Origin of the sequence: Streptomyces sp. NPDC096205, from assembly GCF_044763135.1 — a bacterium.
GTDB lineage: Bacteria > Actinomycetota > Actinomycetes > Streptomycetales > Streptomycetaceae > Streptomyces.
In genome coordinates, this window is sequence record NZ_JBIWFS010000006.1 from 150,935 (window position 1) to 174,437 (window position 23,503).

Sequence of the window (23,503 nt, forward strand, 5' to 3'; positions counted from 1 at the left end):
CCGCCGGCCCGTCAGCCCTTCAGCTCGAACACCAGCAGTTCGCCGGCGTCGCCCTTCTCGCCGACCTGGACGAAGCCCGTGCGGGTGACGACCGCCTGGGAGGCGAGGTTGTCCCGGTCGACGGTGGCGACCAGCGTCGTGACGTCCTCGCGGTCCAGCGCCCAGCGGGTCAGCGCGCCCAGCGCCTCGGTGGCGTAGCCCTGGCCGCGGGCGGACTCGGCGAGGTCGTAGCCGACCTCCACCCGGCCCTGCTCGTCCGGCGCGCCGTGGAAGCCCATGCCGCCGACCGCGCGGTCGTCCTCCTCGCGGACGAGGACGTACACACCGAACTCGGGGCGGTGCACCCCCGCCTCGTACGCCTGCCACAGCATCTGGGAGGCGACCCGGGTGCCGTCGAAGGGCCCGTCCTCGACCCAGTCGAAGCCGCCGTCGCCGCCGCTGTGGAGGTCGGCCGCGGCGGCGGGGGTGACGCCCTCCAGGGCGAGGCGGTCGGCCCGGATGACGTGGTTGTTGGACCAGCGCCAGCCGGTGACCGGCTCGCGGCCCGGCAGGTCGCCGCGGCCGGTCGCCCACAGCAGGGTCGGCCACGGGGCCGGGCCCGGCCGGACGGTCGGGAAGATGGTCGTCAGGACGTACTCGGCGACCTCGGCGGGCGGCTCGTAGGGCGTGTCGAAGGCGCGGGCGATGTCATGGGTGTGCAGCAGCACCTCGGCGATGCCCATCGCGGCGAATCCGTCGCGGTTCGCGCTGCGGAAGGGGTACGGGTGGAAGCCGCGCGCCGCGCGCGGGGTGGTGCGCAGGGTCGCCGAGAACAGGGCGCCCATGACCTCGACGACCTCGATCTGGCCGGCGTTGTCCGCCTTGTAGTCGCCGTTCTCGTCGCCGTCGACGGTGATGTCGAAGGGCGCGTACGACGACTTGAGCCGTCCGGCCAGGTTGCCGGCGTACCCGATGAGGTCGCTGGCGATGTGCGTGACCGTCTCCCGGCAACTCCACTCCAGGCCCGCGGCCTTGGTGCCCGACCAGTCCTCCCCGACCACCGTCCGCAGCAGTGCCGCGCAGCTCGCGACCGCCTCTTCCGCCCGTTCCGCACCCATGAATCGCATGCGGGCAGGCTAGGCGGCCCCTCGCCTCAGGTCGACAGCATTTCCAGCTCACCGCGCAGGTTGTAGCGGGCCGTCGCCTCCCAGTGCTTCTGCCCGAAGGGCGTGTGGAACAGCCGTGGCAGTTCGAGAAGTTGGCGCAGGATGTCCGAACGGCCCGCGCGGAAGGCGTCGTTGGGCACGAAGTGGTACTCCTCGCGTACGGCGGCGGTGTACGCGGCGTACGCCGACGGCGGCGAGGCCAGGACCGCCAGGTCCGCGTCGCACAGCACCTGCCCGTCGAAGTCGTCCTCGCCCGGGTCGTGCGTCACGGTCAGCCGCACCAGCCGCGCCACCTCGGCGGTCCTGACGTCGGACACCCCCGCCTCGGGCAGCGCGCGCTCGGCGAGCCGGGCCGACCGCTCCTCGTTCTCCGAGCGGTCCGGCAGATACACCGCGTCGTGGAACCAGGCCGCCAGCCGTACGACGTCCGCGTCGGCGGCGTACCGCTCCAGCGTGTCGACGTGGTCCAGCACCGCGACCAGGTGGGCGAGCGTGTGGTAGTGCCGCTGCGGCTCCTGCCAGCGGGTGAGCAGGTTGTCGGCGTACGGCGCCGGGTCGGGGCCACCGCCGGGACCGCGGGCGCCCTCCAGGGCACGGGCGAAACGGGCACGCAGGACGTCGAGATCGGCCATGCGGCCATTCTCCCGCGTGGGGCGACGGGCCCCGCCTAGCGTGGCCGTATGACTGACATGGCTGAGGTACACGACCCGGAACTGCCCGGACGACTGCTCGTCACGGAGCGGGACGCGCTGATCCCGCTGCTGCGGGGACGCCCCGAGGAGGACTTCGCGATTCCCACCGCCGCCTGTCCGGGGTGGTCGGTGCGGGATGTGCTGGCGCACTGTTCGTCGGCGCTGATGCGGGTGGTGGAGGGCCGGTTCGAGGAGGGCGTGTTCTCGCCCGCTTCGAACGACCGGGACATCGCCGAGCGGGCCGGGTGGAGCAACCAGCAGGTCGTCGACGAGCTGGAGCGCGGGATGACCGAGGCCGGGGCGGCGATCGTGAAGGCGGGCGGACGGCTGGACATGGTCGCGCTGGGGGAGTGGGTGCACGCCGGGGACGTGCGCGAGGCCTTCGGCGAGCCGGGTGCCTACGCGGGCCCCGGCCTCCCGCACGCCCTCGCCCTGCTGGCCTGGCTGACCCGGGCCAAGGGGCACGTGCCGCTGCACGCCGACCTGGACGACGCCGACGAGCCGCTGCGGCTGGGCGAGGCCAGCGGTGAGCGGACGCCGGCCCGCTACATCGGGGACGCGCCGACGCTGGTCCGGCTGTACGCCGGGCGGCCGCTGAGCGGGGCCTCCTACGAGCTGGCCGGGGTCGAGGCCGCCGAACTGAACATCTTCGGCTGAAGGGCGATCTCGCGGCCCGGCGCCTTCCCGACGTACCCTGAGATTGGACTAGACCTGTAGCCGCTCCAGGGAACACCGACGGAAGGGGTCCTATGAGCACGCGTGCAGTCCTGGAGGTGATCGCCCTCGACGCCGAGGACGCGGTCGCCGCCCAGGCCGGAGGCGCGGACCGCCTTGAGGTGGTCACCGACATGGCCGCCGACGGGCTCACCCCGCCGGCTGCGACCGTCGCCGCGATCCGCGCCGCCGTCGACATCCCGCTGCGCGTGATGCTGCGGCTCGCGGGCGGGTTCGCCGCCGGGGAGGTCGGCCTGCTGGTCGACGCCGTGCATCGGATGCGGGGGGCCGGGGCGAGCGAGTTCGTCCTCGGCTTCCTGGACGCCCACGGCGGGGTCGACATGTACGCCGTCGAGCGGGTCGTCGCCGAGCTGGACGGGTGTCCCTGGACCTTCCACCGCGCGATCGACCGGGCCGCGGACCGGGACGCCCTGCGCAAGCAGCTCGACGGGCTGCCCGGCCTGGACACCTACCTGACCGCAGGCGCGGCCGCCGGGGTCGACGACGGCCTGCCCACGTTGGTGGCGGAGGCCGCGCGGCAGGGCGAGCCGGGGTACGAGCAGCAGATCCTCGTGGGGGGCGGGTTGCAGCTGGAGCACGTACCGCGGTTGCGGGAGGCGGGGATCGACGCGTTCCACATCGGCGGAGCGGCTCGCTCGGCGGGTTGGGCGGGGGTGGTGTCGGTGTCGGCTGTGGCTGAGTGGCGGCGGGTGCTGGACGCGGACTGAGGGGGCTGGTTCCGGCGCCTACCGGGCTGCGGGTGATCGTGGGTTGCTCGCGCAGTTCCCCGCGCCCCTGGGGACGTCACCCCTGGGTGCGTGCCCTAGGGGGCGCGGGGAACTGCGCGACCAGCCACGGCGGTGGGACAGCCCGGTACGAACGGTCACCACCCCCGAACAGCCCCGGAACGTCAGCCCAGTTGCACCGGCAGTGGCGCCCCGTGCACCACGGTCAGCCCCGACACCGCCCTCGTCAGAGCCACGTACAGCCGCCGCAGCCCGGTCCGCTCGTCCGGCTCCCCGTCCACCACGGCCTGCGGCTCGTCCAGCACGACATAGTCGTACTCCAGACCCTTGGCGAGAGACGCCGGCACCAGCGTCAGCCGCGTGTCGGGAGTCGTCTCCTCACCGGGATCGAGGTAGCTGATCCCGGCCGACCCCAGCGCGGAAGCCAGCGCAGCGACACGCGCATCCGCGGCGATGAGGCCGATCGACCCCTCCTGCCGCAGGGAATCCCGTACGGCATCGATCACCGCGGTGTCCCCCTCCGCCGCGCGGACCTCGAAGGACCCGGGGTTCTCCCGGACCGAGGCCACGGGCGTGAGCCCGGGCGCGATGTGCGGCAGCAGCCGGGAGGCGTAGGTGATGACATCGGTCGGGACACGGAAACCGGCGGTCAGTTCCTCGATCACCGCGTCGGACTTGCCGAGATGGGCCAGCGCCTCCTCCCAACTGCGGGTCGCCCAGGGGGTGGTGCCCTGGGCGAGGTCGCCGAGGACCGTCGCGGAGCCGGTCGTGCAGCGCCGGCCCACCGCCCGGTACTGCATCGGGGACAGGTCCTGCGCCTCGTCCAGCACCACATGCCCGAGGGAGTGCGTGCGCTCCACCAGGTCGGTGGCCTCGTCGATCAGCACCGCGTCGGCCGGCGACCACTTCGCCGACTTCACCGACCGCACCGGCTTCGCCCACAGGATCGTCTTGCGCTCGTCCTCGTCGAGGATGCCGTCGGCGTGTACGGCGAGGAAGTCCGCGTCCGTCAGCAGCCGCAGGACGAGTTTCGCCGGGTCGACGGCCGGCCAGAGGGCCTTCACGGCAGCCTTGACCGCGCTGTTGCGGGCCACCGCGTCCTGGACCCGGTCGTCGGGGGCCTCGCCCGCCCGCTCCATCTGCACCAGCACCGCGTGCGCGATCCGCTGGGGCAGGGCCTCGCGGGCGGCGCCGTAACGCAGACCGCGGTCCAGCAGCTCGCGGACGATCTCCTCCAGCTCGTACGCCGGGACGCGCCAGCGGCGTGAGCCACGCACGACCACCACCGCCTCGGTCGGCATGACCACATGCGCGTACAGGGCCCGGCGCAGCACCTCGGCCATCCTCGCGTCGCCCTTGACGACGGCGGCGGCCGCGTCGTCCGTGCCGCGCACCTCCACATGCGCCACCAGGTCGTCGACGGTGGCCTGGCGGACGGTCAACTCGCCCAGCGCGGGCAGGACTTGCTCGATGTAGTGGAGGAAGGACTTGTTCGGTCCGATGACGAGCGTGCCGGTGCGGGCGAGGCGCTCGCGGTGGGCGTACAGCAGGTACGCGACGCGGTGCAGGCCGACGGCCGTCTTGCCGGTGCCGGGGCCGCCCTGCACACACACCGTGCCGCCAAGCCCCGACCGTACGATCTCGTCCTGCTCGGGCTGGATGGTGGCGACGATGTCCCGCATCGGGCCCACACGCGGGCGCTCGATCTCCTGCTGGAGCAGCTTGCTGGTCTTCGCCGCCTCGGCCGGGTCGGAGAGGTGCTCGTCCTCGTACGCCGTGAGGTCGCCGCCGGTGTAGCCGAAGCGGCGGCGCAGCGCGATGTCCATCGGGTCCTTCTTGGACGCGCGGTAGAACGGCTGCGACACCGGGGCACGCCAGTCGATGACCATCGGGTCGCCGTCGGCGTCATGGACGTGCCGCCGCCCGATGTAGAAGCGCTCGCCCTGCGCGCCCTCGGCCTGCTCGGCCCCGGGGGCATGCAGGAAGTCGAGGCGGCCGAAGAACAGCGGGGTGTCGCTGAGGTCGGCCAGCGCCTTGATGCGGTCGTCGATCTGGCGGGCCAGGACCTCGGCGTTGACCCAGTTCGCGGTCACGTCGCGGATGTCCAGGGACTCCACGTCCTCGCGCATCGCACGCAGCGCGGCACGGGAGGAGGCCAGGTGGGAGCGCTCTCGGGAGAGGGGATCGACAGCGGGCGTGGACAAGGGAGTGCCTCCGTAGGACCTGCTGGACGGGTGGCTGCGGGATGCCGACCGGTTTCCGTCCGGTCGACGGCGCTCCGGCGAGGGGAGGCGGGCAAGAGCGGCGATTGTAGGGCAGCGGCCGGGGCGGAGGCCAACGGTTTTCCCGTCCCCTAGGGGACGCACGGTCCCGCCCTCGGGGGCCCGCTCCCTCTGGGGTCGGACGAGGCCGGACGGGGGTTCAGCCCCTGGACGGATGTCGCACTTATGCCCGGAATCGCACTATGGAGACATGAGCGCAGCAACCATCCACCCCGCCCACCTCCAGCCGTCCGGTGCCAGCGCCCTGATCGCGGGACATCGCCACCGTCTGGGCGACGCCCTGCGCGCGATCAAGGTGTTCGCGGGTGCCGCCGTGGACGTGGTCCTCCTCGGCGAGTACGGCGAGGAGGCCGGCGTCCGCCGACGTTAGGCTCCGGAGCCGCATCCGCCGCTGTCCGGAGCCGCGTCCCCCCACTGGCCCCCGAAACCCCAGGTCAGCTCTCCGCGAGCAGCTCGTCCGCGTCCATGATGCGGTACGCGTAGCCCTGCTCGGCCAGGAAGCGCTGCCGGTGGGCGGCGAAGTCCTGGTCGATGGTGTCGCGGGCGACGACCGAGTAGAAGTGCGCCTGGTGGCCGTCGGCCTTGGGCCGCAGGACCCGGCCGAGACGCTGGGCCTCCTCCTGACGGGAGCCGAAGGTGCCCGAGACCTGGATGGCGACGGTCGCCTCCGGCAGGTCGATGGAGAAGTTCGCCACCTTCGACACCACGAGCACGCTGATCTCACCCTCCCGGAAGGCGTCGAAGAGCTTCTCGCGCTGCGCGTTGGAGGTCTCGCCCTTGATCACCGGCGCGTCGAGGTGCTCGCCCAGCTCGTCGAGCTGGTCGATGTACTGCCCGATGACGAGGATCTGCTGCCCGGCGAACCGGCGCACGATCGCCTCGGTCACCTTCCGCTTGGTGGCGGTCGTCGCACAGAAGCGGTACTTCTCCTCCGTCTCCGCGGTCGCGTACGCGAGGCGCTCGGAGTCGGTGAGGTTCACCCGCACCTCCACGCAGTCCGCGGGCGCGATGTACCCCTGCGCCTCGATCTCCTTCCACGGAGCGTCGAACCGCTTGGGCCCGATCAGCGAGAACACGTCCGACTCGCGGCCGTCCTCGCGGACCAGGGTCGCGGTCAGGCCCAGGCGGCGGCGCGCCTGGAGGTCGGCGGTGAACTTGAACACCGGCGCGGGCAGCAGATGCACCTCGTCGTAGACGATCAGACCCCAGTCGCGGGAGTCGAACAGCTCCAGGTGCGGGTAGACGCCCTTCCGCTTGGTCGTCAGCACCTGGTAGGTGGCGATGGTGACCGGCCGGATCTCCTTGCGCGTCCCGCTGTACTCGCCGATCTCGTCCTCGGTCAGCGAGGTCCGCTTCACCAGCTCGTGCTTCCACTGCCGCGCGGAGACGGTGTTGGTGACGAGGATCAGCGTCGTCGACCTGGCCTGGGCCATCGCCCCGGCGCCTACCAGCGTCTTTCCGGCGCCACAGGGCAGCACGACGACTCCGCTGCCGCCGTGCCAGAAGTTCTCCACGGCCTGCTTCTGGTACGGCCTGAGCGCCCAGCCGTCCTCGGCGAGGTCGATCGGGTGCGCCTCGCCGTCGACGTACCCGGCGAGGTCCTCGGCGGGCCAGCCCAGCTTGAGCAGCGTCTGCTTGATCTGCCCGCGCTCGGAGGGGTGCACGGCGACGGTGTCCGGGTCGATGCGTGCGCCGACCAGCGGGGCGATCCGCTTGGAGCGCAGCACCTCCTCCAGGACCGGCCGGTCGGTGGTGGTGAGGACCAGCCCGTGCGTGGGGTGCTTGGACAGGGTGAGGCGGCCGTAGCGGTCCATCGTCTCGGCGATGTCCACCAGCAGCGCGTGCGGCACGGGGTAGCGGCTGTATTGCACCAGCGCGTCCACGACCTGCTCGGCGTCGTGCCCGGCGGCGCGCGCGTTCCACAGGCCCAGCGGGGTGACCCGGTAGGTGTGGATGTGCTCGGGCGCCCGCTCCAGCTCGGCGAACGGCGCGATGGCCCGTCGACAGGCGTCCGCCTGCTCGTGGTCGACTTCCAGGAGCAGGGTCTTGTCCGACTGGACGATCAGCGGTCCGTTCACGTGCGTGTCCATCCCTTCCACGCGGGCCAAACGTCCAGTGTGCCCCATCGGGCGCCGATCTCAGCCGTCGTGCTCCGCATCGGGCTCTACGACGAACAGCTGGGCGTCGGTGTCGGCACAGGGGGCGACGACGGCCTCGGCGCCCGCGCCCGTGCCGGCGACGGCCACGCAGGTCGTGTCGGTGACGTGGATCCGATAGGTGCCTTTTTCACCGTCCTCGGTCGGCACGAAGCGGAAGAGGGTCGTCTGCCCGCAGTCCTCCCACGGCTCCAGCAGACCCTTCGCCTTCCCCGAGTCGAGGGCCTTCAGACAGCCCTTCCCGTGGTCGGGGTGTTGCCAGGAGATGCGGTAGGTGTCCCGGCCGGCCGGGACCAGGGTCGTGGCGGGCGGCACCGCCTCGGCACAGGGACGCTGCACCGCGACGAGGGAGTCGTAGCGCCCGTCCGGCACCTGCCCGTCGGTCAGGCACAGCCCCGGGGAGCCGGCCGGCCGGATGAGTAACTCCTCACCCGGCAGCCGGGCCCCCGCGTCCGTCCCGCCCGAGTCCCGCAGCATCCAGGCCCCGGCCGCGAGCGCCGCGACGGCGAGGGCGGCCCCGCCGGCCAGCCACCACCCTCGCCGCGCGACCCCCCAGGGGCGACGGCCCCCGACCCCCGTACGAGAGCCGTCCTCCCCGGCCGGTTCCTCCGCGGGCGTCTGCCCCGCGGCCTCGGCCCGCCGGCGCGCGGCCAGCCACTCCTCCACGGCGTCGCCCTCCCCGCAGGCGCGGATGAACGCGGTCAGCAGCTCCGGCCGCGGCAGGGTGCCGTGGCGGAGCACGTCGGCGAGGGTGCTGCGCGGCAGCAGCTCGCCCTGCTGGGCGGCGCGCTCCTCCAGCTGCCGGTAGGTCAGCCGGGAGCGCGCCTTCAGCTCCCGCAGCTCCGCCGCGAGCTCGGCTGCGGTCCGTACCTCCTGCAACGCGGGTGACCTGTGGCTCATGAGGCAGATCCTGGCGTGGACCTGCCACGTTGGAAAGCACTTTCAGGACACCGCGCGAACGGTGGCTACCGCGCCTTGGGCGTGGTGTAGCCCAGCACCCGGCCCGCCGTGGCGGACTGGGACTTCTTGTAGGTGAGCCGCTCCAGCGAGGTGTTGCCCTCGACCGAGTGGTACACCTTGCGCGAGGCGCTGTACGAGGTCACGATCCCGACGTGGTCGGCACGCCCGTCGCCGTTGTTGTCGTAGGACACGGCGTCACCCGGCTTCGGCTTGTACGAGCCCGACGCCACCTGCCCCTTGCTGTGCCAGGTCCCGTTGGCCCGGCCGTAGGTACGGAAGGAGTCGGCGGCCGCGTTCAGCCCGGTGATCTTCGCCTTGCCCCAGTACCAGCTGTACTTGGCGAAGTCGGCGCACCAGGCGCGCGAGGTCCACTTCACGCTGGTCCACTTCTTCGTCCAGGCGCCGTCGACCTTGACGTACATGTAGCCCTTGCTGGTCCCGCAGGCCTGGCTGTTGGTGATGGTGCCGTGGCGCGGCGCGCTGGTGCCGTCTCAGCGGTAGTTGGCCTTCGCCGTCCAGAAGCCGGTGTAGAAGTTGCAGTTGTTCTTCTCGGTGTCGCCGTCCTTGGCGTCCCCCTCGTAGATCCGCTTGCGCACCTCCGCGTTGGTGCTCTGGTACTGCCCCAGCGCGATGTCCGCTGCCGCCGCCCCCGGAGCGGGCGCCGCGTGGGCCGGCCCGGCCGTGGCCACCCCGCCCGCCATCAGGGCCAGGACCGCCCCCGCGACGGCCGTGGTCTTCGACGCGCTCGTCACCGACATGCGTGTGTCCTTCCATCCGATCCGCACCGGCCCCGCTGACGGGACCGGCTGACGAACCGAACACTGGCGGGGGCACGTGGACCCGCTCAACGGCTTGCCCCGTCCGGGACATGTCCGGGACACACGGGGGCTGTCCGGCCTGGTCACAGGCGTGTCCGAGCGGATTCGGGCGGCCCCCGGACGCGGGCGACAGGGCCCTGGCGGCGGGGGCGGGTCGGCCTTCGAGGCGGGCCGGTCTTCGGGGTCGGACATTCTTCGGGCGGGCCCGCCCTCCCCCGGGGGGCTACTCCTCCGCCAGCTCCGCCACGCCCGTGATCCGGTGCAGCGGGTACGTGCGGACCTCGTCCGCCGTGTGGTCGTACGCCGTGACGAAGCCGCCCTCGACGCGGACGGGGGCGATGACGCGCTGGCTGGCGGCGCCCTCGGCGTTGACGTAGCCGATCCAGAGGGCCTGGCCGGTGAGGACGGCGGCCTGCATGGTGGCGAGGGTCTCGGCGGGGGAGGTGCGGGGGAGTTCGCCGGGCGCGAGAGGGGCGTCGTCCGGGCCGTCCACCGGCTTGCGCGGGGCCGTGGAGGCCAGGTCGCCCGCACGGATGGCCCGGATCGCCGCCGTAAGGAGCGTGGTGTCGGGGGTCGGAGGGCCGTCCGGGACCGGCTCGGGCGCGGTGCGCGGCGGCGTGCGGTGGGCGTGGGCGCGGGTGATCAGGACGTCGCCCTCCGCCGACTCGGCCGCCGGTGCGAAGCCCATCGCGCGCAGCCCCTCCAGCAGCGACGCCGGGTCGGCCTGCGCGGCCAGCACGGTCGGTGCGAGGCGGCGCAGCCGCAGCCCGGCGGCCCGCTTGTCGGCGACGATCTCGTTCAGCAGGGCGTCGTCGTCGCAGCGCACGTACGCCGAGGCCGCGCCCACCCGCAGATGCCCGTGCCTGCGGGCCACGTCGTCGATCAGGTACGCGAGCGGCTGCGGGACCGGCGTACGGGAGTGCGCGGCGAGGAAGGCGTGCAGGTCGGACGCGGTCCGGCCGGCGTCCAGGGCCCGGCGTACCGAGGCGGGCGTGAAGCGGTAGACCGTCGCACCGCCCTTGGACTCGACGTCCGCGAGCACCCCGAGCATGTCGGCCAGCGGCCGCTCCAGCGGACCCGGCGCCACCGCCGTCAGGTCGGCCTGCAGCAGCACATGGTCCAGCGGCTCCGGCAGCAGCGGCGCGAGCAGCCGGGCGGCCGCCGCCGAGGCGACGGCCTGCTCGGTGGCGGAGAGCGGCTCGACGGGCACGGGCCTGTGATGGACGGGAAGCTTGTCACCGGGACCGCCCTCATAGGCGGCGACTGCCTCGCCGGCGGCGACTGCCTCCCCGGCAGCGAGCGTCTCCCCGGCGCCGAGCGCCTCCCCCGCAGGCCGCGCGAGACCGCCCCCGCCCGCAGACGCCTCCCCGGCAGGCCGCACAAGGCCCCCCGAGGACCACCCCGCGCCCCCGGCCCCGCGGCGTCCGGCCCCGCCCGACCCCGGCAGCGCCAACAGCGCCCGCCCCTGTGACGACAGCGCGCCGCGCCCCGTCACACCGAGCAGCTCCGCCTCCGTCAGGGTCCAGCGGGCCAGCCTGGTGCGCAGGTCGTCCTCGTCGCGTCGGCCGCCGCGCAGGGGCCGCTCCCAGTGGAGCCGGGCCAGTACCGACTCGGGGTCGGGGGCCGCGCCCTCGGGCAGGCCGGCCAGCAGGACCAGTACCCGGTGGCGCACCTCGGGCGCGGCCGACCGGTCGAGGCCCGGGCCCAGTGCCGACAGGGTGCGGTCCTTGGCGTCCCGGCCGCCGATCACACCGGAGGTGCGCGTCGCCCGCAGCCAGGTCTCGGCGAGCTGCGCCCACCGCTCGGCGCCGGGGCGCTCCAGCCACTCGTCGTAGGCGGGGGTCGCCGCGTACCGCTCGTCGGCCTCGCCGTCGGACGCGATCAGCCCGGCCCCGTACGCCAGTTCCACCCAGAACGCGGCGACCGGCTCCGACACGTCCAGCGCGACCGCCGTCCGCTTCAGGTCGCGCACGCTCAGCCCGCCGGCCCGCAGCACCGCGGGACCGCCCTCGTGCCACTCCTTCAGCAGCTCCTCGACGGTCGCCAGCGCCGTGAACGCCTGCCCGGCCGCGGTCGAGTCCACCACCTTCGCGCCGTGCGTGGCCGCCGCCACGACCGCGGGCGGCACCGGCTCCGGCGTACGGTGCGCCCGCCCGGCCCGCAGATGCAGAGCCACCTCACGCGGCAGCACCACCGTGCCCGGCGCGGTCGGCAGCAGCAGCCCGCGGTCCAGGAGCCAGCGCAGCCGGGGCGCCGGATCGGCGGTCACCTGCCCGTACGGCGGCCCCCACACCAGCCGCTCCAGCACCTCCACCGAGTCCGCCGGCGCCTCGTCGAGCAGCGCCGACAGCCGCGTCCGGTCCCGGAACAGCCCGCTCAGCGCGTCGGCGGCGGACACCGGGTCATGGGTGGACGGCAGCCCGGCCGCGGTCACGATCTCCTGGATCCGCCCCGGCGACATGCCCGCCGTCGCCTCCCGCACGGTCGGCCCGAGGCCCGTCGGGGACGGATGCTGCGGCGAGGGCGCGAGCAGCTCCCGGGCCGTGCGCACCAGCCGCAGCCGGTCGTCGCCGCCCCACACCAGCGCCTGCTCCCGCAGCGTGCCGAGCGCCTGCGGCAGCGCGGCCGCCACCAGCGGGTCGCCGTCGTCGCCGGCCATCAGCCCGAGCAGCTCCTCGTACGACGCCGGATCGCCCGCCACCGCCAGCGCCTCCGCCGTCTGCAGCGCGAACCGGTCCAGCCGCTCCAGGGCACGGACGACCGACGCGCGTGTCCCCGCCCGCGTGGCGAGCTGCGTCAGGTCGGTCGGCACAGGGGTGATGAGGTCGGGGCGGCTGCGCAACAGCGCGGCCAGCGAGGAGTCGTCCCTGTTGCGGAGCGCTTCCGCAAGGGACCGGGGAGCCGGGGCCTCGGTGCTCATCTTGCCCACGTTAGCGGGTGCCGCCGACAGTGAGGCGGGGCCGGACCGAGGCGGGTGGCTGCCGACCTCCCCGGTCTGCGGGCCGCGTGTGGCCGGTCGCGCAGTTCCCCGCGCCCCTGAAGGCGATGCCCTTGGGGCGACGTCCCCAGGGGCGCGGGGAACTGCGCGAGCAACCCGCAACCACCCGCAGCGCGAAGGCGAGATCAGCCGCCCCCGACCGTCCGCGCGGTACCTTCGTGCCCGTGGGGATCGAGAGCGACCAAGTCGTCTACGAGTATCTGAGCCGCGTGGGAGACGTGGCGCACCAGAGGCAGCTGCCCTCGGCCGAGCGCATGCGCCTGGTCTCCGCGCTGCGGGACGAGATCGACCGCAGACGCGCGAAGGCGGTGGTGGACTCCCCGGCCGCGGTGCGCCGCATCATCGAGCGCATCGGCACCCCGGACGACGTCGTCACGGCCGCCGGCGCCAGGGGCCGTGTCACCGCCGAGCAGGCACCCGGACCCGCCGCCGTACCCGTCCAGCGCGACGGCGCCGACACCCCCCGCCCCGGCGTGCCCCGCCCCCGCTCCGAGGGCGCCGCGCCCCCGCACCTGGCCACCGCCGACGAACTCGGCGACAGCGTGACGCAGCCGGACTGGTGGCGGGTGGAGAACAGCGGCCCCTACGGCCCCGGCGACGAGGTCCCCGGCTTCGTCGGCGGCGTGACGATCCCCGAGCTCCTCAAACGCCCCCCGCGCAAGGAGGAGGCACCCGAGGAGGACAAGGAGGACCCCGAGGAGGCCGAGGAAGCCGAGGAGGAGGCTTCCGGGCGCCGCCGGCGGCTGAGGCTGCCCGCCGTACGCCGGTGGAACAACCCCGTGCTGCTGTGCGCGGTCGCGCTGCTGGCGGCGGGCGCGGTGGTCGGCCGGCCGGAGCCGATGGCCCTCGGCTGGCTGATCGTCTGGGCCTCGCGGCGGCTGACCAAGGCGGAGATCAAGGGCACGGTCCTGGTCGTGCCGGGCCTCGTCGTCGCCGCCGGCCTGGTCTGGCTGTGGGGCCGCGGCGCCGGCCGCTGGGGCGACCCCATCGCCCAGGGCCACACCGCCGACGCCCTCACCGACACCTACCCCTGGGTGCTGCGCGGTGCCGCCCTCGCCTCCGCCCTGTTCCTCTTCTGGCGCTCCCAACGCCAGAAGTGAGACGCCTGGACCCCGTACGCGACAGAAGTGAGACACCCGGACCCCGTCCGCACGCCCCCGGCACAATGGCCCATATGGCCTACTCCACCGCACCCGCGATCACCGTCGGCTTCGACCTCGACATGACCCTGATCGACTCCCGCCCCGGCATCCACGCCTGCTACACGGCGCTCGCCGAGCGCACGGGGACGTTCATCGACGCCGACCTCGCGGTCACCCGGCTGGGTCCGCCGCTGGTGGAGGAGATAGCGAACTGGTTCCCGGCCGCGCACGTCCAGGAGATGGCCGATCTGTACCGGTCGCTGTACCCGACGTACGCCATCACCGGCACCCTCGCGCTGCCCGGCGCCCGCGAGGCGATCGACGCCGTGCACGAGGCGGGCGGGCGCTCGCTCGTGGTCACCGCGAAGTACGAGCCCAACGCCGAGCTGCACCTGGAGCACCTGGGCATCCGGCCGGACGTGCTGGCCGGCGACCTGTGGGCCGAGCAGAAGGCGGTGGCGCTGCGCGAGCACGGCGCGGGCGTGTACGTAGGCGACCACGAGGGCGATGTGCGCGGGGCCCGCGCGGCGGACGCCCTGTCGGTCACCGTGGCGACGGGCCCCTTCGGAGCGGAGGAGCTGCGCGCGGCGGGCGCCGACGTCGTCCTCACGGACCTCACCGAATTCCCGCAGTGGCTGGCCGGCCACCTGGAGACCACCCGCGGCTGAAAAAAGCCCCTCCTACGAGGCGGCCGCGCGAGCCCGTCGCCGCCCCGCGGCGATCGAGCGCAGCACCCCCGCGCCCGCGATCAGGAATCCGACGCCCATCAGCATGCTCAGCCCGAACATGTATGTCGGAAAAGGCGTCGTCCCCAGCAGCAGCGGGGCCAGAGTGACCAGAGTGGCCACCGCACCGAGGAAGAACACGATCGCGCCCGCGCGGATCAGTCGGTCACCGGGCGCGGCGGAATTCGTTTGGGTTTTGTCACGCACCCGACCAGGGTAGTTCCCAGCCCGAAGGAACAACCGGGCGACGTCTTGTCAGCCGCCCGGGGACCATTAGCCTGGGTACCGGCGGGTCAGGGACGACCCGCCGCATGGCGTTATAAGCAATTTTCCGACGAGTACGAGGACGAGGACAGACGTGCCTACCGGCAAGGTCAAGTGGTTCAACAGCGAGAAGGGCTTCGGCTTTCTCTCCCGCGACGACGGCGGTGACGTCTTCGTCCATTCCTCGGTTCTCCCCGCCGGAGTCGAGACGCTCAAGCCGGGACAGCGCGTGGAGTTCGGGGTCGTCGCCGGTCAGCGCGGCGACCAGGCCCTGTCGGTGACGCTCCTGGAGCCCACCCCGTCGGTCGCGGCCGCCCAGCGCAAGAAGCCGGACGAACTGGCCTCCATCGTGCAGGACCTGACCACGCTCCTGGAGAACGTGACGCAGACCCTGGAGCGCGGCCGCTACCCCGAGAAGACCGCCGGCAAGAAGGTCGCCGGCCTGCTGCGCGCGGTCGCCGACCAGCTCGACGTCTGAGCCACCCCGGACTTACGGAAAGTCCAGCGCGTCCGGCCCGAGGGGCGGCAGCAGCCCCTCGGCCGTCGCGCGTGTGAGCAGCCCGCGCACGGCCGCGTAGCCGTCCTCGCCGAGATCGGCCGTGAACTCGTTGACGTACAGCCCGATGTGCTGGTCGGCGACCGCCGGATCCATCTCCTGGGCGTGCTCCATGACGTACGGCCGGGAGGCCTCGGGGTCGTCCCACGCGGCTCGTACGGATGTACGGACCGAGTCGGCGAGGAGTCGCAGCGTGTCCGCGCCCAGCGACCGCTTGGCGATGATCGCGCCGAGCGGGATGGGCAGCCCGGTGGTGCTCTCCCAGTGCTCGCCCATGTCGGCCAGCTTGTGCAGCCCGTAGTCCTGGTACGTGAACCGCGCCTCGTGGATCACGAGACCCGCGTCGACCTTCCCGTCGCGCACCGCCGGCATGATCTCGTGGAACGGCATCACCACGATCTCGCCGACCCCGTCCGGGATCGTGTCCGCAGCCCACAGCCGGAACAGCAGGTACGCCGTCGAGGTCCGGCTCGGCACCGCGATCGTCGCGCCCTTGAGGTCGGCGCCCGCCTCCCGGGTCAGCACCAGCGGCCCGCAGCCCCGCCCCAGCGCGCCCCCGCAGGGCAGCAGGGCGTACTCGTCGAGGACGTACGGCAGGACGGCGTACGACACCTTCAGCACGTCGAACTCGCCGCGCTCGGCCATGCCGTTGGTGATGTCGATGTCGGCGAACGTCACGTCCAGCGCGGGTGCGCCGGGGACGCGGCCGTGGGCGAGGGCGTCGAAGACGAAGGTGTCGTTCGGGCAGGGGGAGTACGCGATCCGCAGGCTCATGCCGGTTTCCAACTCTTCAGGACGGGTGCGAGCTTCCCGAAGGCCGTCGTCAGGGCGGCGAGCGCGTCGCCGATGCGCCAGGCGGCGCGGTCGCGCGGGCCGACGGGGTTGGAGACCGCGCGGATCTCCAGCACGGGCGTGCCGTGCAGCGCGGCGGCCGCCTCGGCGACCCCGAAGCCCTCCATCGCCTCGGCGAGGACACCCGGGTGACGCCGGCGCAGGGCCTCGGCGCGGGCGGCGGTGCCGGTGACGGTGGAGACGGTCAGCACGGCGCCCGTCGCCGCGCCGGTGGCGGCGGCGCACTGCCGTACGAGGTCCTCGGGCGGACGGTGGGTGACGGTCCCGAAGCCGAGCTCGGTGACCGGCAGGAAGCCGTCGGCGCTCTCCGCGCCCAGGTCGGCGACGGTGATCGCGTCGGCGACGACGAGCGAGCCGACGGGAGCGGCGGGCAGGAATCCGCCCGCGACACCGGCGGACACGACCAGCGTGTACGGCGTCCCGTCCAGGGCGGCGGCCGTCAGCGCGGCCGACACCGACGCGGCGGCGCGGGCCGGGCCCACCCCGGCGGCCAGCAGGTCCGGGCCGCCGTCCGGCAGCCGGTGCAGGACCGCGCCGGGCAGGTCCACCTCGGCGGGCGGCTCCGGGAACGCCCGCGCCACCGCGTCCCGTTCGGCAGGGACGGCGGTGGCGACGAGGACGCGTGAGGCGGGCGTGGTCAGTCCTCGGCCTTCTTCAGCTTGAAGGACCACAGGCCCTTGACGCCCTTCTCGCCCTCCTGGATGGAGACGGTGTTGGTGTCGCCCTCGGTGCCGTACTGGGCGTTGAAGAACGCGCTGCTGGGGATCGTGCGGTACGTCTTCTTGCTGGCGTCGGTGAACTGGCGGCCGTTCACCAGGACCACCCAGCCCTCGTCCGCGATCTCCGGGTCGACACCGAAGCGGACGGTCTCGTCCTGGCCCACCTCGATGGACTCGATGTCGTCGGTGTTCTTGGCGCACTTGCCCAGCGACTTGGCGTCCAGCTTGTCGCCGTCGTTGTAGCAGACGGCCTCGGCGTTGACCGAGCTCGAACCGACGGTGACCGTCGAGACGGGCGTCGGCTTGTCGCAGGCCGTGAGGACGAGCAGTCCGGCACAAACGGCGCCGGCGGCGGCGACGGCGCGGCGGCGTCGCACAGCGGATTGCAGCGTGGTCATGGCCGAAGGCTATCGGGCCCCCCGGCCCGCCCACCCACCTGGGGGCGGGGCCATGCCGTGGGTTACGCCACTCGCACCTGGCGGCACACCTCACGCACGCCGGCCTCGACCCGGGCCGGGACCGCCGGTGGGCTCACGCCACCCGCGTCCGCTGCGCCCCGCTGTGCCGGGCCGAGCTCAGCAGCCCCCGCAGGGTCGTCAGCCAGCCCGCCGCCACGATCGCGGCCCCCACCGACAGGCCCAGGGCGCCGTTCAGCGGCATGGCGATACCGACCGCGCCGCCGAACACCCACGACATCTGCAACAGGGTCTCGGAGCGGGCGAAGGCCGAGGTGCGGACCTGTTCGGGGACGTCGCGCTGGATCAGGGCGTCCAGCGACAGCTTGGCCAGGGCCTGGGCGAAGCCCGCGAACGCGGCCAGGCCCGCCACCAGCGCCGCCCCGAAGAACACGGCCGCGACGACCGCCGCGCCCAGCACCAGCGCCACCACCGTCACGATGATGATCTCCGGCGCCCGCGAGCGCAGCCACGCCCCCACCGCCGTACCGGCCGCGTTGCCCACGCCCGCCGCGACCGCGACCATGCCCAGCGACACCGCCGCGCTCTGCCCGGTCATCGGATGCTCACGCAGCAGGAACGCCAGGAAGAAGATCAGGAACCCGGACAGACAGCGCAGCGCGCAGTTCGCGCCGAGGGCGTGGGTGACCGCCGGGCCGACCGTCCGCAGCCCCGGCCGCTTGACGGGCTTGAGATGCGGCCCGTGCAGATGCTCGGCGTCCGCCGCCAGCAGCGCCCGGTCCTCGCCGCGCGCCGAGTCGACCTTCGGGGGCAGCGTGAACGACAGGACCGTACCCGCCACGAACAGCACGAACGCCCCGTACAGTGGCCAACGCGGCCCGATCGCCTGCAGCCCCGCCCCCACCGGCGCCGCGATCCCGGTGGCCAGCAGCCCGCCCAGGGTGACCCGGGAGTTCGCCTTCACCAGCGAGAACATCGGCGGCAGCAGCCGCGGCACCACCGCGCTGCGCACCACGCCGTACGCCTTGGACGCCACCAGCACGCCGAGCGCCGCCGGGTACAGCTGGAGACTGCCCGAGATCACCGCACCCGACAGCACCAGGGCGAGCAGCGCCCGCGCCAGCATCGCCATCGCCATCGCGGCCCGGCGCCCGTGCGGTACGCGGTCCAGGAGCGGGCCGATCACCGGGGCGAGCAGCGTGAAGGGCGCCATCGTGATGGCGAGGTAGAGCGCGACCCGGCCACGGGCCTCGTCGGTGGGCACGGAGAAGAAGACGGTGGAGGCCAGCGCGACCGTGATCATCATGTCGCCGGCGCCGTTCACGCCGTGCAGCTCGATCAGCTTGCCCAGGCCCGACTCGCCGGCCCCCTGCGCGTGCGTGGCCTTTCTGATACCGCGCGCCGGGCCGGTCAGCGGCAGGTGCAGGGCACGCCCCACCCGGCGGACGGAGCCGCGGAACCGGCCCGTACCGCCACCCCGGCTGCTCCCGTTGACCCCACCGACACCGGTGGTTCCCTGGGACGACCTCGCGGCTGCCACGACGCCATAGTGCCCCGAACCGGGCATGTGTAGTGCGGTTACCGCGCGTATGGCCCCGTACTTTCGCGGTTCGCGGGCCCCGGCGGAGGCCGGTGAAGATCACTCCGATCGATCAGGAAACCACGTCGGTGTAGGCCGAGCGCGCGCGAACAGGTAGCGTGCGTATCTCAGCCATCCCGCACAATGGATGGCACAGGTGCGCCCGAGTGTGATCGGAGGCGGACGTCGACGCGGCCCACAGGTCCGCTCCGTCCGCGCCGCCGCCGAGGAGGCACCCACGAGAGACGGCGTAGGAGAGAAGCGATACCTGTGAGCGCAGCGACCACGCGAAGCCGCACCCCTGACCGCCTGTGCGCCGAGGCGGTCGACCTCGCCCGCGCCGCAGCCGAGGAGGCTGCCGCCCCCGGCGTGGTCGGCGAGCACGCCGGACTGGTCTCCGAGGGCGACCGGGTGGTCACGCACTTCTTCGAGTGCAAGGAGCTCGGCTACCGCGGCTGGCGCTGGGCGGTGACCGTCGCCCGGGCCTCCCGCGCGAAGGTCGTCACCCTCGACGAGGTCGTCCTCCTGCCCGGCCCCGACGCCCTCCTCGCCCCCGAGTGGGTGCCCTGGAGCGAGCGGCTGCGCCCCGGCGACATGGGGCCCGGCGATCTGCTGCCCACCGACGCCGAGGACCTGCGCCTGGAGCCGGGCTGGACCGGCGAGGACGAGCCGACACCGAACTCCCCCGTCTCCGAGGACCTGGCGGAACTGGTCGAGGCGGAGGACGCCGAGGTGACGCCGGCCGCCCCGGCGAGCCTCCCGACGGTTCCGTCCCGGGGTTCGATCGCCGCGGTGGCCGAAGAACTCGGCATGCGCCGGGCTCGCGTCCTGTCCCGCTACGGCCTGCACATCGCGGCCGACCGCTGGGAGGAGTCCTTCGGCGCGACGACCCCCATGGCCCAGGCGGCCCCCGCCACCTGCGTCAGCTGCGGCTTCCTCGCCCCCATCGGCGGCTCCCTCGGCCAGGCCTTCGGCGTCTGCGCCAACGAGTTCTCCCCGGCGGACGGCAGGGTCGTGTCCCTGTCCTACGGCTGCGGCGGCCACTCCGAGGCCGCGGTCATGCCCGCCCCACCCCGCCCCCCCGCCCCGGTCATCGACGAGACCCGCGTCGACCCGTTCCCGCTCCGCCCGGCGCGGGACGGGGGTTCGGTGCCGGACGTCACGGACGAGGATGCGGCGGAGCTGGGTCACTCGTAGAGCGGCAGGTTCTCCGTGCCGATCGTCCAGTCGCCGATGGTGACGTCCTCGCCGTAGACGAAGTCCTTACGGGTCGCGTAGCGCGGGCCGTCGGGGGTGGGGTGGATGTCGGTGAGGACGGCCCCGGTGCCGGTGCGGGGGTCGAAGATCGCGTAGACGGGGATGCCGATCAGCGGGTAGTCGCGGACCTTGCCGACCCAGTCGTTGTCGGGGTTGGAGCGGGAGACGACCTCGATGGCGGCGATGAGTGTGCGGGGGTCGATGGAGCCCTCGACATCAAGGTCGTTCCACGCGATCACCATGACGTCGGGGTGGCGCATGATGCCCTCGGACTCGTCCTCCACATCGGGTGTGCCGGTGTGGGCCAGCAACTCGTCCGGCATGAGCCTCTCCAGACGTCGGCTGACGTGGGCGGCCGTGACCTCGTGGGGCCCTCCCGGCGACATCATGTCGTGAACGATCCCTTCCTTGGTGATCTCGAACTTCCCGGGCAGGGAGTCGTCCATCGACTGAACGAAGTCGCGCATGGCCCGATACAGGTGGGAAGCGCCCTGTCGTGCGTCGTCCGGGGCGATGGTCATGGCGCTCGCTCCTCGTCTGTGCCCAGGGGCAAGGATCGTCGCTCTCATGCTAGGCGGCCTCCAGGCCATTGGATCGGCAGCGGTCGCCTTGTCAGATCAGGACCCAGCTCTGCAAAGGGCTGAGGGACTGCCACTCCAGCGCCTTGGTGAAGGCGTCGTCCTTCATGGCCTGCATCTCGTCGAGGCGGTGTGGAGCGACGACGGCGAGGGCGGCGCGGAGAGCATCGGGAGTCGGCGCAGGGCGGGGGATCAGCACGTCTCCGTGGCACGGCAGTCGCGGCAGCGGCCCGGGGACGGGGCGCGGAAGGGGCGGTCGCAGCCTTCGCAGTCCTGGAGGGGGTGGATGACTCTTCGGGGTGGGGCGGGCGCCCGGAAGGGTGGTGGCGGGGGTAGCTGGGCTGTCAGGCGGTGGGCCAGGAGGGCGGCCGGGCGGCGTACGCCCTCTCTGGGCAGGTCGGCCGTCAACGCGTCGCGTACGGCGGTGGGGGTGACGTCTCTCTCCAGCCAGGCGGCGACGCCCGGGGCCAGGTGGGCCGTGTCGAGGGCCGACAGGAGCAGGCGGGGGTCGTGGCGGCGCAGGTCCGCCAGGAGGTCCGTGGCCTGGCGCAGGAGGCCCGGCGCCGGGTGGGCCGGCTTGGGCACCACCGGGAGGGACTTGCGGGGCGTGCGCTTCTTCGGCGGGGTCGGCCTGTGCTGCTGAGCCTCCCGGCGGGCCCCCGGCTGGTTGCAGGAGACCGTCCGGGTGACGATCCGGCCCCCTGCGACACGCTTGCGCTCCCGGCGCAGGTAGCCGTGCGCCTCCAGCTCCCGCAGGGCCCCGGCGATACGGTTCACGCCCTCCGGGAACCGGGCCGCCAGGCTCTTGATGTCCACCTGGGCCTGCTTCGGCAGCGACTGGATGTGCACCGCCAGCCCGATCGCCAGCAGCGACAACTCCTGGTGCTGGGCCAGGTGGTTGCCGATCACCGTGAAGCGGGTGGTGTGGCGGGTGTTGTCGTGGCGCAGGCCGCCGTGGGGGGAGTTGGACCGCCGGATCGGGTGGTTGTTGCTGCCCGTCCGGGACTCGGCGCAGGGGGGCGCGCTAGGGTGCTGGGTGTCCATCGGGAAGCCCTTTTCTTCCTCGGTGGTCAGGCCCTCGCAATGGGATGGCAGTCCCTGCGAGGGCCGTCACATGTCTGGGGTTGTCTCGCGCTGAGCGTAGAGCAAACAACCTGCCCCGAATCCAGCCCAGTTGGCGATGTTCACCCTTGCGAGCGAACGGACGCTCGTGGCGGGAGGGGTGGGCTTGGTGGGGTCCTTTCACCTGGTGCTTTTTCAGGGGTACCGCCTGTGCCACCGGCGTACGACAGCCTGTGTGCCGGTGTCTCGGGCAGGGACACCTCCGCCCAGACCGTCTTGCGTGGGGCCGGCCCCTCGGCCACGCCCCAGCGGTCGGCCAGCGCCGCGACGAGCAGCAGGCCCCTGCCTGACTCCTGGTCGTCGGCCGGGTCCTGGGGAACCGGGTTCCGGTCACCGCGCGTGTCCGTCACCTCGATACGGAGGGTCGTACCGACGACGTAGGCGGTGAGCCGGAAGTCGCGGCCCGTGACGCGGCCGTGCGTGACCGCGTTCGCGGCGAGCTCGGCGACGATGTGCGCCGCCGGGTCCGACGGGAGGCCCCACGTGCGGAGTTGCTCCACGGCGAGGAGACGTGCGAGGCGGGCTCCGCGGGGCGTGGGGGACAGTCGGAGGCTGAAGTTGCGTACGGCGATGACTGTTTGCTCGTTCACGTCACTCAGCGTGGCCACGTGTGCGTACCGTGAACAGTGACGACGCCGATGCGTACGGTGACTGTCCGGACGTTGTCCGGCCGTGTCCAGGCTGTCGGAGTGGGGCCGACGGGTAAGGCGTCGCTGCATGGTCGTACGACGGAGGGGTGCGGGTTTATGTCGGTGCAGGCGGACGAGCCGGGCTGGGAAGTCGACCCGGACGACGAGTGGGGCGTCGCGGTCATCGCGACCGTAGGACGACAGCTCAAGCTGCGCAGGGAGGCCGTGGGGATGCGCGTCCCCGAATTCGGCAAGGCCATCGGCTACGGGGAGGACCTCGTCTACAAGGTCGAGGGCGGCAAGCGGATTCCCCAGCCGGAGTATCTGGACAGGGCGGACGAGGTGCTGCGGGCGGAGGGGTTACTCGCCGCGATGAAGGAGGACGTGGCGAAGGTCCGTTACCCGAAGAAGGTGCGGGCCTTGGCGAAGATGGAGGCCAAGGCGGTCGAGCTTCAGTTGTACGACCCGCTGAACGTCCATGGGCTGCTGCAGACGCCGGAGTATGCGCGTGGGCTGCTCATGATGCGGCGGCCTGCCTATAGCGCGGACGAGGTGGAGCGCTACATCGCCGCACGCGTGGCTCGTAAGTCAGTCTTCGAGCGGGACCCGGGCCCCGAGATCAGCTTCGTACTGGAGGAGTGGACGCTCCGGCGCCCCCTCGGAGGCACCGCAGCGCTGCGCCGCCAGCTGGAGCACCTTCTGGAGATGGGGCAGTTGCGCAACGTCGAGCTTCAGGTCATGCCGATGGACCGGGAGGAGCATGCAGGGCTCGCAGGCGGCATCGAGGTGCTGAAGTTCGCGGACGGCTCAGCCGTCGGCCGGTCTCCCGGGGTGGCCAACGGCCGACCGGTCCACGAGCCCCGGCATCTCCGTATCCTTGAGCTGCGCTACGGCATCATCCGGGCGCAGGCTCTCACGCCCCGTGAGTCGACGGCCTTCATTGAGCAACTGCTGGGGGACACATGCAAGACCTGAAGTGGTTCAAGAGCAGCTACAGCAGCAGCAGCGAAGGTGACTCCTGCGTCGAGGTCGCCGAAGGCCCCCACACCATCCACATCCGCGACTCCAAGCAGACCCACGGCCCCCTCCTCACCCTCACCCCCTCCGCCTGGTCCGACTTCGTCACCTACGCCTCGGAGGGCTGAGCGCACAC

The 23,503-nt window shown here is 73.0% G+C and carries 26 protein-coding genes; 9 read left to right on the forward strand and 17 right to left on the reverse strand.

Annotation, left to right across the window (positions count from 1 at the left end; genetic code table 11):
- Window positions 1-11 precede the first annotated feature (11 nt).
- Together ACIQ6Y_RS22910 and ACIQ6Y_RS22915 are read right to left on the reverse strand one after the other, a co-directional pair.
- Window positions 12-1,106: a GNAT family N-acetyltransferase gene (locus ACIQ6Y_RS22910; RefSeq protein WP_404041797.1), complete on the reverse strand. Its 1,095-nt coding sequence runs from the start codon at window positions 1,104-1,106 to the stop codon at window positions 12-14.
- A gap of 26 nt (window positions 1,107-1,132) precedes the next feature.
- On the reverse strand, window positions 1,133-1,777 hold the full coding sequence (locus ACIQ6Y_RS22915) for a hypothetical protein (RefSeq protein WP_404041798.1): 645 nt from the start codon (window positions 1,775-1,777) through the stop codon (window positions 1,133-1,135).
- Window positions 1,778-1,834: 57 nt separating this feature from the next.
- Between ACIQ6Y_RS22915 and ACIQ6Y_RS22920 the strand changes: the two genes are divergently transcribed.
- Together ACIQ6Y_RS22920 and ACIQ6Y_RS22925 are read left to right on the forward strand one after the other, a co-directional pair.
- Window positions 1,835-2,494, forward strand: a complete 660-nt coding sequence (locus ACIQ6Y_RS22920; protein WP_404042156.1) for a maleylpyruvate isomerase family mycothiol-dependent enzyme — start codon at window positions 1,835-1,837, stop codon at window positions 2,492-2,494.
- Window positions 2,495-2,586: 92 nt separating this feature from the next.
- The gene (locus tag ACIQ6Y_RS22925) at window positions 2,587-3,279 is read left to right on the forward strand and encodes a copper homeostasis protein CutC (protein WP_404041799.1); all 693 of its coding nucleotides are present in this window, start codon (window positions 2,587-2,589) and stop codon (window positions 3,277-3,279) included.
- 182 nt (window positions 3,280-3,461) lie between these two features.
- On the opposite strand, the gene ACIQ6Y_RS22930 is transcribed toward ACIQ6Y_RS22925, so the two are convergent.
- Window positions 3,462-5,426 (reverse strand): HelD family protein, encoded by a 1,965-nt coding sequence (locus tag ACIQ6Y_RS22930; RefSeq protein ID WP_404042157.1) that lies wholly within the window; start codon window positions 5,424-5,426, stop codon window positions 3,462-3,464.
- Window positions 5,427-5,769: 343 nt separating this feature from the next.
- Here ACIQ6Y_RS22930 and ACIQ6Y_RS22935 point away from each other — a divergent pair, with 343 nt between their 5' ends.
- On the forward strand, window positions 5,770-5,949 hold the full coding sequence (locus ACIQ6Y_RS22935; protein WP_404041800.1) for a hypothetical protein: 180 nt from the start codon (window positions 5,770-5,772) through the stop codon (window positions 5,947-5,949).
- A 64-nt stretch (window positions 5,950-6,013) separates the two neighbouring features.
- On the opposite strand, the gene ACIQ6Y_RS22940 is transcribed toward ACIQ6Y_RS22935, so the two are convergent.
- The 5 genes from ACIQ6Y_RS22940 to ACIQ6Y_RS22960 form a co-directional block, all read right to left on the reverse strand.
- Window positions 6,014-7,657: a DNA repair helicase XPB gene (locus ACIQ6Y_RS22940; protein WP_404041801.1), complete on the reverse strand. Its 1,644-nt coding sequence runs from the start codon at window positions 7,655-7,657 to the stop codon at window positions 6,014-6,016.
- 60 nt (window positions 7,658-7,717) lie between these two features.
- Window positions 7,718-8,635, reverse strand: a complete 918-nt coding sequence (locus ACIQ6Y_RS22945; RefSeq protein ID WP_404041802.1) for an RICIN domain-containing protein — start codon at window positions 8,633-8,635, stop codon at window positions 7,718-7,720.
- A 65-nt stretch (window positions 8,636-8,700) separates the two neighbouring features.
- On the reverse strand, window positions 8,701-9,117 hold the full coding sequence (locus tag ACIQ6Y_RS22950; protein WP_404041803.1) for a CHAP domain-containing protein: 417 nt from the start codon (window positions 9,115-9,117) through the stop codon (window positions 8,701-8,703).
- Window positions 9,118-9,186: 69 nt separating this feature from the next.
- A complete protein-coding gene (locus ACIQ6Y_RS22955) occupies window positions 9,187-9,453 on the reverse strand; it encodes a hypothetical protein (protein ID WP_404041804.1) in 267 nt (88 codons plus the stop codon).
- A gap of 283 nt (window positions 9,454-9,736) precedes the next feature.
- Entirely contained in the window at window positions 9,737-12,433 is a 2,697-nt protein-coding gene (locus tag ACIQ6Y_RS22960; RefSeq protein ID WP_404041805.1) for a helicase-associated domain-containing protein, read from the reverse strand.
- Between the two features lie 242 nt (window positions 12,434-12,675).
- Between ACIQ6Y_RS22960 and ACIQ6Y_RS22965 the strand changes: the two genes are divergently transcribed.
- Window positions 12,676-13,611 carry a hypothetical protein gene (locus tag ACIQ6Y_RS22965; RefSeq protein WP_404041806.1) on the forward strand — a complete coding sequence of 312 codons (936 nt, stop codon included), beginning with the start codon at window positions 12,676-12,678 and terminating at the stop codon, window positions 13,609-13,611.
- 65 nt (window positions 13,612-13,676) lie between these two features.
- Window positions 13,677-14,321, forward strand: a complete 645-nt coding sequence (locus ACIQ6Y_RS22970; RefSeq protein WP_404041807.1) for an HAD family hydrolase — start codon at window positions 13,677-13,679, stop codon at window positions 14,319-14,321.
- A gap of 12 nt (window positions 14,322-14,333) precedes the next feature.
- On the opposite strand, the gene ACIQ6Y_RS22975 is transcribed toward ACIQ6Y_RS22970, so the two are convergent.
- Window positions 14,334-14,585, reverse strand: coding sequence for a hypothetical protein (locus tag ACIQ6Y_RS22975; RefSeq protein WP_404041808.1), 252 nt, complete (start codon window positions 14,583-14,585; stop codon window positions 14,334-14,336).
- Between the two features lie 151 nt (window positions 14,586-14,736).
- Between ACIQ6Y_RS22975 and ACIQ6Y_RS22980 the strand changes: the two genes are divergently transcribed.
- A complete protein-coding gene (locus ACIQ6Y_RS22980) occupies window positions 14,737-15,120 on the forward strand; it encodes a cold-shock protein (protein ID WP_404041809.1) in 384 nt (127 codons plus the stop codon).
- 12 nt (window positions 15,121-15,132) lie between these two features.
- Here the strand turns inward: ACIQ6Y_RS22980 and ACIQ6Y_RS22985 are convergent, their stop codons facing one another.
- The 4 genes from ACIQ6Y_RS22985 to ACIQ6Y_RS23000 all read right to left on the reverse strand — a co-directional run bounded on the left by ACIQ6Y_RS22985 (window position 15,133) and on the right by ACIQ6Y_RS23000 (window position 18,725).
- Window positions 15,133-15,972, reverse strand: a complete 840-nt coding sequence (locus tag ACIQ6Y_RS22985) for a 1,4-dihydroxy-6-naphthoate synthase (RefSeq protein WP_404041810.1) — start codon at window positions 15,970-15,972, stop codon at window positions 15,133-15,135.
- A complete protein-coding gene (locus ACIQ6Y_RS22990; protein ID WP_404041811.1) occupies window positions 15,969-16,721 on the reverse strand; it encodes a futalosine hydrolase in 753 nt (250 codons plus the stop codon). Before ACIQ6Y_RS22990 ends, ACIQ6Y_RS22985 begins: the two co-directional genes overlap by 4 nt.
- Window positions 16,688-17,167, reverse strand: a complete 480-nt coding sequence (locus ACIQ6Y_RS22995) for a DUF2771 domain-containing protein (protein WP_404041812.1) — start codon at window positions 17,165-17,167, stop codon at window positions 16,688-16,690. Before ACIQ6Y_RS22995 ends, ACIQ6Y_RS22990 begins: the two co-directional genes overlap by 34 nt.
- A gap of 133 nt (window positions 17,168-17,300) precedes the next feature.
- A complete protein-coding gene (locus ACIQ6Y_RS23000) occupies window positions 17,301-18,725 on the reverse strand; it encodes an MFS transporter (RefSeq protein ID WP_404041813.1) in 1,425 nt (474 codons plus the stop codon).
- 309 nt (window positions 18,726-19,034) lie between these two features.
- On the opposite strand from ACIQ6Y_RS23000, the gene ACIQ6Y_RS23005 reads away from it, so the two are divergent.
- The gene (locus tag ACIQ6Y_RS23005) at window positions 19,035-19,961 is read left to right on the forward strand and encodes a DUF3027 domain-containing protein (protein WP_404041814.1); all 927 of its coding nucleotides are present in this window, start codon (window positions 19,035-19,037) and stop codon (window positions 19,959-19,961) included.
- Here ACIQ6Y_RS23005 and ACIQ6Y_RS23010 read toward each other — a convergent pair.
- The 4 genes from ACIQ6Y_RS23010 to ACIQ6Y_RS23025 form a co-directional block, all read right to left on the reverse strand.
- On the reverse strand, window positions 19,952-20,542 hold the full coding sequence (locus ACIQ6Y_RS23010) for a Uma2 family endonuclease (RefSeq protein WP_404041815.1): 591 nt from the start codon (window positions 20,540-20,542) through the stop codon (window positions 19,952-19,954). The two genes, ACIQ6Y_RS23005 and ACIQ6Y_RS23010, sit on opposite strands and share 10 nt — an antisense overlap.
- 91 nt (window positions 20,543-20,633) lie before the next feature.
- On the reverse strand, window positions 20,634-20,798 hold the full coding sequence (locus ACIQ6Y_RS23015; protein ID WP_404041816.1) for a hypothetical protein: 165 nt from the start codon (window positions 20,796-20,798) through the stop codon (window positions 20,634-20,636).
- Window positions 20,792-21,643, reverse strand: coding sequence for a helix-turn-helix domain-containing protein (locus tag ACIQ6Y_RS23020; RefSeq protein WP_404041817.1), 852 nt, complete (start codon window positions 21,641-21,643; stop codon window positions 20,792-20,794). Before ACIQ6Y_RS23020 ends, ACIQ6Y_RS23015 begins: the two co-directional genes overlap by 7 nt.
- A gap of 140 nt (window positions 21,644-21,783) precedes the next feature.
- Window positions 21,784-22,311, reverse strand: a complete 528-nt coding sequence (locus tag ACIQ6Y_RS23025) for an ATP-binding protein (RefSeq protein ID WP_404041818.1) — start codon at window positions 22,309-22,311, stop codon at window positions 21,784-21,786.
- Between the two features lie 156 nt (window positions 22,312-22,467).
- On the opposite strand from ACIQ6Y_RS23025, the gene ACIQ6Y_RS23030 reads away from it, so the two are divergent.
- Window positions 22,468-23,325: a helix-turn-helix domain-containing protein gene (locus tag ACIQ6Y_RS23030; protein WP_404041819.1), complete on the forward strand. Its 858-nt coding sequence runs from the start codon at window positions 22,468-22,470 to the stop codon at window positions 23,323-23,325.
- Window positions 23,313-23,495 carry a DUF397 domain-containing protein gene (locus ACIQ6Y_RS23035; RefSeq protein WP_404041820.1) on the forward strand — a complete coding sequence of 61 codons (183 nt, stop codon included), beginning with the start codon at window positions 23,313-23,315 and terminating at the stop codon, window positions 23,493-23,495. Before ACIQ6Y_RS23030 ends, ACIQ6Y_RS23035 begins: the two co-directional genes overlap by 13 nt.
- The last annotated feature ends 8 nt before the right edge of the window (window positions 23,496-23,503 follow it).

What these genes read in the sequence shown, in the direction of transcription:
- ACIQ6Y_RS22910 (WP_404041797.1), bottom strand. Translation starts at nt 1,106, where the DNA reads ATGCGATTCATGGGTGCGGAACGGGCGGAAGAGGCGGTCGCGAGCTGC.
- ACIQ6Y_RS22915 (WP_404041798.1), bottom strand. Translation starts at nt 1,777, where the DNA reads ATGGCCGATCTCGACGTCCTGCGTGCCCGTTTCGCCCGTGCCCTGGAG.
- ACIQ6Y_RS22920 (WP_404042156.1), top strand. Translation starts at nt 1,835, where the DNA reads ATGGCTGAGGTACACGACCCGGAACTGCCCGGACGACTGCTCGTCACG.
- ACIQ6Y_RS22925 (WP_404041799.1), top strand. Translation starts at nt 2,587, where the DNA reads ATGAGCACGCGTGCAGTCCTGGAGGTGATCGCCCTCGACGCCGAGGAC.
- ACIQ6Y_RS22930 (WP_404042157.1), bottom strand. Translation starts at nt 5,426, where the DNA reads ATGCGCGAGGACGTGGAGTCCCTGGACATCCGCGACGTGACCGCGAAC.
- ACIQ6Y_RS22935 (WP_404041800.1), top strand. Translation starts at nt 5,770, where the DNA reads ATGAGCGCAGCAACCATCCACCCCGCCCACCTCCAGCCGTCCGGTGCC.
- ACIQ6Y_RS22945 (WP_404041802.1), bottom strand. Translation starts at nt 8,635, where the DNA reads ATGAGCCACAGGTCACCCGCGTTGCAGGAGGTACGGACCGCAGCCGAG.
- ACIQ6Y_RS22950 (WP_404041803.1), bottom strand. Translation starts at nt 9,117, where the DNA reads ATGTACGTCAAGGTCGACGGCGCCTGGACGAAGAAGTGGACCAGCGTG.
- ACIQ6Y_RS22955 (WP_404041804.1), bottom strand. Translation starts at nt 9,453, where the DNA reads ATGTCGGTGACGAGCGCGTCGAAGACCACGGCCGTCGCGGGGGCGGTC.
- ACIQ6Y_RS22960 (WP_404041805.1), bottom strand. Translation starts at nt 12,433, where the DNA reads ATGAGCACCGAGGCCCCGGCTCCCCGGTCCCTTGCGGAAGCGCTCCGC.
- ACIQ6Y_RS22970 (WP_404041807.1), top strand. Translation starts at nt 13,677, where the DNA reads ATGGCCCATATGGCCTACTCCACCGCACCCGCGATCACCGTCGGCTTC.
- ACIQ6Y_RS22985 (WP_404041810.1), bottom strand. Translation starts at nt 15,972, where the DNA reads ATGAGCCTGCGGATCGCGTACTCCCCCTGCCCGAACGACACCTTCGTC.
- ACIQ6Y_RS22995 (WP_404041812.1), bottom strand. Translation starts at nt 17,167, where the DNA reads ATGACCACGCTGCAATCCGCTGTGCGACGCCGCCGCGCCGTCGCCGCC.
- ACIQ6Y_RS23010 (WP_404041815.1), bottom strand. Translation starts at nt 20,542, where the DNA reads ATGACCATCGCCCCGGACGACGCACGACAGGGCGCTTCCCACCTGTAT.
- ACIQ6Y_RS23020 (WP_404041817.1), bottom strand. Translation starts at nt 21,643, where the DNA reads ATGGACACCCAGCACCCTAGCGCGCCCCCCTGCGCCGAGTCCCGGACG.
- ACIQ6Y_RS23030 (WP_404041819.1), top strand. Translation starts at nt 22,468, where the DNA reads ATGTCGGTGCAGGCGGACGAGCCGGGCTGGGAAGTCGACCCGGACGAC.
- ACIQ6Y_RS23035 (WP_404041820.1), top strand. Translation starts at nt 23,313, where the DNA reads ATGCAAGACCTGAAGTGGTTCAAGAGCAGCTACAGCAGCAGCAGCGAA.